Origin of the sequence: Siphonobacter sp. (assembly GCF_048595215.1) — a bacterium.
Classification (GTDB): domain Bacteria; phylum Bacteroidota; class Bacteroidia; order Cytophagales; family Spirosomataceae; genus Siphonobacter.
Genome location: NZ_JBMDWJ010000252.1, coordinates 1 through 6,837 on the forward strand (window position 1 = coordinate 1; position 6,837 = coordinate 6,837).

4 protein-coding genes and 1 pseudogene are annotated in these 6,837 nt (G+C 47.6%); 2 read left to right on the forward strand and 3 right to left on the reverse strand.

From position 1 onward, the window contains the following. Together ACOJTG_RS15595 and ACOJTG_RS15600 are read left to right on the forward strand one after the other, a co-directional pair. On the forward strand, nt 1–1,095 hold a 1,095-nt coding region (locus ACOJTG_RS15595), incomplete at its 5' end, for an autotransporter outer membrane beta-barrel domain-containing protein (protein WP_420154674.1). A gap of 29 nt (nt 1,096–1,124) precedes the next feature. Then, the gene (locus tag ACOJTG_RS15600) at nt 1,125–1,478 is read left to right on the forward strand and encodes a hypothetical protein (RefSeq protein ID WP_420154675.1); all 354 of its coding nucleotides are present in this window, start codon (nt 1,125–1,127) and stop codon (nt 1,476–1,478) included. 1,075 nt (nt 1,479–2,553) lie between these two features. On the opposite strand, the gene fabV is transcribed toward ACOJTG_RS15600, so the two are convergent. From fabV to ACOJTG_RS15615, 3 genes and pseudogenes are all read right to left on the reverse strand, one after another. Beyond that, nucleotides 2,554–3,744, reverse strand: a complete 1,191-nt coding sequence (fabV, locus tag ACOJTG_RS15605; RefSeq protein WP_420154676.1) for an enoyl-ACP reductase FabV — start codon at nt 3,742–3,744, stop codon at nt 2,554–2,556. Nucleotides 3,745–4,416: 672 nt separating this feature from the next. After that, nucleotides 4,417–5,505: a hypothetical protein gene (locus ACOJTG_RS15610; RefSeq protein WP_420154677.1), complete on the reverse strand. Its 1,089-nt coding sequence runs from the start codon at nt 5,503–5,505 to the stop codon at nt 4,417–4,419. A 224-nt stretch (nt 5,506–5,729) separates the two neighbouring features. Further along, nucleotides 5,730–6,837, reverse strand: a pseudogene (locus tag ACOJTG_RS15615) (hypothetical protein); the annotation flags it as partial.

The following is a 6,837-nucleotide window of genomic DNA, read 5'->3' on the forward strand; positions in this document are numbered from 1 at the left end:
ATACAATACCTTTTAAAAATAGGATATAGGATCAGGATCAATAGTCAGAAGAATGTTACACTATCGTGTACATTTCGTTTACCAGTAAAGACAAAGGTACTTCATCAAGCTACTAACATTGTTTCAATGAAAGCTCTATTATTGTTTATAATGATATTCACCTCCGGAATAGTGCAGGCTCAGGAGTTGGATAGGCCCTTCACTTTTATTCCGTACGTAGGGTTAAAATCAGTGGCCTGGATGACTAAAATGCCAGCTCCACCGTCTCCTTTTGGCTCTAGCCCGATCACCCAAGAATCTGGTATACTGCCGATGGCCGGAGTAACGCTACAGTACCAGCTGCCGCAGAATTACCTGCTCAAGTTAAAGGCTGAGGGCTTTACCGGGCATACCAAGCTTAACGGAGAATACGGTAGAATGGCCGGTTATGGGCCTGGTGAGGACGCCATGGCTACCGTAAGGAATCAGCTAGTAAGGTGGGACGGCGTTTCCTTTGCACTGGAAGCGGGCCGAACGTTTGAAATCAATGAAGCATGGCGTTTACAACCCGCCGTGAGTATAGCCTACAGTCGGTGGCGAACACGCCCGCCGGTAGTAGATAACCCGCAGGTTGTTGTGTATCAGTCCAGCTTTGACTGGTACCGAGCAGGTATAGGCGTTGAACTAAGTTGGCAACTGAACGCTACCAGCCGACTCTACATTCATCCTTCCTTACGCATACCTGTTTCGACGAAACAATGGCTTAGCCATTTCAGAACCATGGATAACTTTCAGGCAATTCAAGAGGATATACGGAAGCGAGACTTGTCAGGGACAGGCAATGTCCAGGAATTGATAGATAGAGCTTGGGGTGATCGTTCAGCAAGATCGTTAAAAGCAAAGATGGGCTTCGCTGCTGAACTAGGCTGGCAAAGTAAGTGGATGAAAGTAAGTCTCTATACCGAGAATCTGGTGATTGAAAGATTGACCTGGGCACCTTATCCACAGGCCAAGGGTCTATTCACTTCTCTACGCTTAGGTGTTCCCATCCAGCTAGGGAACCGAAAGCAAACCTACGAAGGTCATTTCATGCGAAGTAACCCCACAAAAAAGTAAAACATACGGTCCACTATAACTACTAGTCTATGAATCAGCCCTATAAACTATGGATTGCTCTGGGAATCGGTATAGCGATTGGCCTCAGCTCCTGTACTACTTCCCGAACAAAAACGCTTGCTCAGGTGAGTAGTCTATCACAATCCGACAATTCACCCCTTAAGATTTTTCTATTGGAAAGAGATATACCTCAGGAGATTGAGCCGCTTGGCGTAGTAACCATTCGGCCACGATTCAATAACGGACTTAGTATGGATGTACACGTTAAACAACAGCTCCGCAAGGAATGTGAGCGATTAGGAGCCAATGGAGCCTATCGTACCCAAGACGGTACCTATGCTCCAGAGCTAGTTAGCTATCTAGTTTTCAGGTATAAAAAGTAATAAGTTATCAGGCGTATTGGGTGCTGAAAGGGTCTGCCGATGGAAGCACAAACGTGATTCAGTGGTCAGGATGTTCGAAGGTAAATCATAAAACAAGGATCTCATGTAGGTCATTGTGCTCCTCTTCCGAAAGCTGGAAAGCCATAAAAGCCTCTCATATGGGAGGCTTTTATGGCTTTGGTACAAAGTGTTATCAATCACGGACGTGGGTAAGCCCTGATTCCTGAAACTGTGAAACCTTCTATCGTAATAAATCCTTTTTTTATAAACAGCCGCTGATAGCATTAAACACTGGTGGTCTGGTGACTGCGAAGACCTGAAGAGGCATACCCGTTACCTTTTCCAAATGAATTCCGCTGAACGCCTTTCCTGTCGGACCTGTATGGGTAAAATCAAACCTGAGTCATACATTACGGCAAAGCGTGTAACGTAGAGTTTTTATTTTGCCCAGTTACCTACCTGATCTAATGTCTGGTACAAAACAATGAATAAGCTGTAATCATTAGAAACAAAGTAGTATACGTAAACTTAGATCTTCAACGAGCAGTACTTATTTGTTTAATTAATTTGGATTGAAATCAAACCTCGTCTGCCTTCCGGATGAGGTTTATTGTTTGAGCAAAAGTCTTATTCCCTGTTTTGTACTTAAAACGTATATTTTTCCCATTACAACTAATTTCTTTTAGAAAGCCACGGCACTATTAGTAGTTTTTTGCTATCCATTTAGGAGCGTCTAATTTAAGTTTTGCAGTTCTAAAATTGTGGGAACGGTTACGTTTTAAATTATGGTACAAAACACATATTCTGTTTTTGGATCGGTATGCACGGAAAAAGTGAACAAATGCAGCAATAAAAGTTTGGATAAACGTATATAATGTCACGTGACTTACTATATTTGCTGTTCACCGATTAAGTTAAAGGTGTGGGTTAATTCACGAAAACCGTTGGGTCCTACCTGACGGTTTTTTTTAATAGTGTTGCGGAAATACATGCAGGGAATTCTAAAAAAGAAACCCTGCCCCAAGCTTCCGGCCTTGGACAGGGTTTCTCTATATAATTACAAGGGTACTGACGATTAAGCCAGACCGGGAATTTCGACCATTTCGTCCACGGAAGTTTCGTAAGCAACACCGCCTACTTCAAAACCGAACAAATTAAAGAAGTCGGTTTTGTATCCTTCCAAATCACCCAGTTGCGGTAAGCTTTCGGTAGTTGCTTCGGCCCACAAACTAGCTACCTGAGCCTGAACGTCTTCCCGCATTTCCCAATCGTCAATACGAATACGACCTTTTTCGTCCGTAGGTACAGTTCCATTGGTATACAAACGTTGTTGGAACAAGCGTTGCATTTGTTCGATACAACCTTCGTGGATTCCCTGCTCTTTCATCACCTTGTACAACAGTGAAATGTACAGCGGAATAACGGGGATCGCCGAACTGGCCTGCGTTACCAAGGCTTTGTTGACTGACACATAGGCTTTGCCATCGAGGTCCTTCAGCGTATCCGTGATGCTGGACGCCGTTGCTTCCAAATCATCTTTGGCCCGGCCAATGGTACCTTTGCGGTAGACGGGTTCGGTAAGGGCTGGTCCGATGTAAGAATACGCGACCGTCCGAGCACCCGGAGCCAGTACGTCTGCTGCCTTCAGGGCTTCGATCCAAAGTTTCCAGTCTTCACCACCCATGACAGCCACCGTATTTTCGATGTCTTCCTCGGTAGCGGGTTCGATACTGATTTCCGAAACGACGCCGTTGTGGAAGTTAACCGTTTTGTTCGTAAAGGACTGGCCAATCGGTTTCAGCACGGAGTTGTGCGTAACACCCGTATTCGGATTCGTCCGCCGGGGAGAGGCCACGCTGTAAATTACCAGATCCACCTGACCTAAATCGGCTTGGATCAGGCCAATCACTTTCTCTTTGATTTCGTTGGAAAAAGCATCGCCGTTCACACTTTTGGCGTACAGACCTGCCTCCTGAGCCTGGGCTTCAAAGGCGGCCGTATTGTACCAGCCCGCTGAAGCCGGTTTGCCCGGCTGGGGTGGCTTTTCGAAATACACACCGAGGGTAGCGGCCTGCGAGCCAAAGGCACTGGTAATGCGGGAAGCTAGCCCGAAGCCGGTCGAAGCTCCGATCACCAGCACTTTCTTAGGCCCCTCAATCGGGCCTTTGGACTGGATATACTGAATCTGATTCACAACGTTTTGCTCGCATCCTTTGGGATGGGCCGTCAGACAGATGAATCCACGTACTTTAGGTTCAATAATCATGGTAGGTACGATTGGTAAATCTCTACGTAATGAGAGAAAACGTCCAAAATAACACAGAATGTCCCAAACTTGAAGCAAAATGCCTCAGAATCCGGTAAATTTCTGTAGTTTCTACCGAAGACAGGCTGCTGCTTCCATGTAGAATAGAGCCCGCAGGTCCCATGTGTATCTGATCAAAAAGCAGGTTGTATTTTTGCATGAAACTTACTTACTGTAGCCCTTGCATTCCGCCTTACCTAGATCGACTTTGGTCCCGTAAGCACGGTTGGGTGGTAGCTGGAGAACCTCTGCGGTAGGAGAGGTTCTCATCCGCTGGCATTTCATTAGCTAATGGTTTGAAGTTGTTAGAGTACAACCCAATACCTGTATGTGCGACATAAACCCGATCCCCGTCCTATCACATTCCATGTCGGAATTCCATTCCGGGAATCGCATTCTGGGGCTCAAGCCGCCTTCTTCCTCGGCAATGCGTTGGACTAAGCAAGAGGAAGTCAGCGGCGGGCGTGCCGGCATGGGATGCCCCGCATGGGATGCCCGGCATGGAATGCATACGGACTAAAAAACCAGCCAACTCAACGGGACGAAATACTAATCCTATAATACTAGTGATAGTATGTATTACACATGAACCCATCACCTATAATGAAAACCCAAACGATTACTGAAGAAAAACTACAGGATAATCTGCAACCCCGCTGTTACACCCAGATACAAGCCCTGCGTATTCTTGGTTCCCTGCTTGCTCCAGAGATAAATGCCCCGTAAATCATCCGAAGTTTCACGCGTGAAGTCTACGTAGTTGATCGTGGGCCCAAGGAAAAATTCCCATTGTTTGGCAAATCGAACGGAAGACAGTATACGTAATGAGTTCCGCAAATACTCCCGTTTTTTGAAGTCAGTGAGGGTTACCGTAACGGCTTCCAGGCTCACCCGATATGGTTCACGCACCAGTACGTGAGCCCCCAAACCCGCTTCTAGTCCGTACAGTGATTGCTGGGGCTGTTTCAGATTATATCCGAGTCCGACTAATCCATATAGGACTCGTCCACCGGAGCGGAAGGATAGGAAGCCCGTCAGGGTTTCATCGGTACTTAATGAAATACTCTTCTCTCCATTTTTTACCAGATTAATCAACCCAATCGAATAGTCACTGCTATCGGCTATATTCAGTACTCCGATTTGTACGCCTTTGACGCGTTTGGCCACGTTGATCAAACCAGCGACTTGCGTATGAACCTCTTCGGACTGGTTAAAAACCCCGGCCACCTGTACCGCCGACTGGCGGGATACGTTGCCCACCCCCGCTACCTGAACGGCCTTACCCGTTCCGGCGACGTTGGTGACACCCGCCAGTTGCAGACCCTGAGTCTCTTGGCTGACTACGTTCAACAATCCCGCCAACTGGGTTGACCGGGCCGACTGAGCCCGGTTCAGGATTCCCGACAGCTGAGCTCCCTGAGCCCGTCCGCCAATGGTATTAAAAAGGCCGGATAGCATTAATCCTTTTGCATCCTGTCGAACGACACTGCCTAGGCCCGTCATACTGAAACCCGTCTCCGCCCCGGAAACGCCCGCCAGTAGATGCAGAGAAAACGAGTTGGAGTACCGATCGGCGTGAGTGCCATTACTGCTTAAGGGATAGACCAGACCAATATGAGCAATACTCTTTTGTAAATCCTGAGCCTGAACGCCCGACGCCAGTCCAGCGAAGAGGAGAGTAAACCATTTTTTGAAAGAAGCGGAGTAAGAAAAAATTTTCATGAGCTATGAATGCCTGATGTGATGAGAATGTACGTCTACGAAAAGTTGCCAGCTGGTACCGGAGCTAACGTCCTTTCGTTTTGTATATCCTTGACAACCTGCTCTAGCCTTACCCTAAATTTATTTTCATTTTTTTAGGAAGTACTTTTTATTAAATCGTCAAAATATGCATTAAGATGCTGATTTTTAGTAAATTACGTAAAATAGAAAAATAAGCATATTTCTCAAAAATTAACTTGTACACCGCCCTGCCAACCTACCCAGCCGTAGGCAGTGCTGGAAAAATTCCAGTGGGGATAAGCCTTTGCCGAGGTATAGACTTCGCTGGGCTGATCCGCATAGGTGAGGGATAAGGCAGGCCCCGCCGAAAGGGTCCAGTGCGGATTGATCCGGAATTGCAGGCTCGTTTCCAGACGAGCCAGTATGGGTAGTGTGTCCCAATTACCCTGATACAGATTTTGCGAGGTAAGGTCCGTAGCGAGTGACCAGCGAGTACCCAACTGAAATTCTCGTCCCACCCCCGCCCCAAACGTAAATACGGGTTGCGAAGTAAAGGGCGAATAGCCCAACAGCAGAATCGTATACAGACGGTGAGTACCACTTTTAAAGGTCAGCTGGAAAGGTACCACGTCGTTGGCTGCTACTGTGAAACTCATTTTGCCGTTTCGAATCAGGTTGATCAGGCCCAGGCTATAACCCGATGAGCTATCGGCAACGTTGATCAGACCCAGTTGTAATCCTTTCACGTGCCGGGCGTAATTGTAGAGACTGGTCACCTGGGCACCCGTTACCGTATCGCGGTGGTGGTTCACCAGTCCGGAAATCTGTACACTGGCAGTACCCCGCCGGGCCTGATTCAATACCCCCGCCAGCTGAACACTGCCGTGGGTTACATCCGCCGTATTGAATACGCCCGCAATCTGCACGGAACGCTGACTGGTTTGAACGCGATTACTAATACCCGCGATCTGTACACCCCGGAGCGTATCCAGAGCCAAGTTGAGTAATCCGGCCGCCTGAAAGCCGTTTACACTACTTCCCACCAGATTAAATAAACCCGCTAACTGTACCGATCGAACATCGTTTTTGATGATGTTGAAAACGCCCGCAATTTCGACGCCCTGTACGCCGGCATTGTATCCCCCCAGTAGATTCAGCGACACTTTATTCACGACCTGTGAACTCAGTCGGCCGTGACTGCCCAGGCCCGGGGTCCGGGCTTTTTGGTAGGGCATATTGAAAAAAAAGCGACTTAAGTTCTGACTTTGGGCCCGCAAGCGACGGGATAGAAAGGTCCGGCCCAGCCACGTTCGTTCGCCCCGGGAATTCGGA

Bases quoted from the DNA above. Each gene is read 5' to 3' on its own strand.
- ACOJTG_RS15610 (WP_420154677.1), bottom strand. From the start codon at position 5,505: ATGAAAATTTTTTCTTACTCCGCTTCTTTCAAAAAATGGTTTACTCTC.
- ACOJTG_RS15600 (WP_420154675.1), top strand. From the start codon at position 1,125: ATGAATCAGCCCTATAAACTATGGATTGCTCTGGGAATCGGTATAGCG.
- fabV (WP_420154676.1), bottom strand. From the start codon at position 3,744: ATGATTATTGAACCTAAAGTACGTGGATTCATCTGTCTGACGGCCCAT.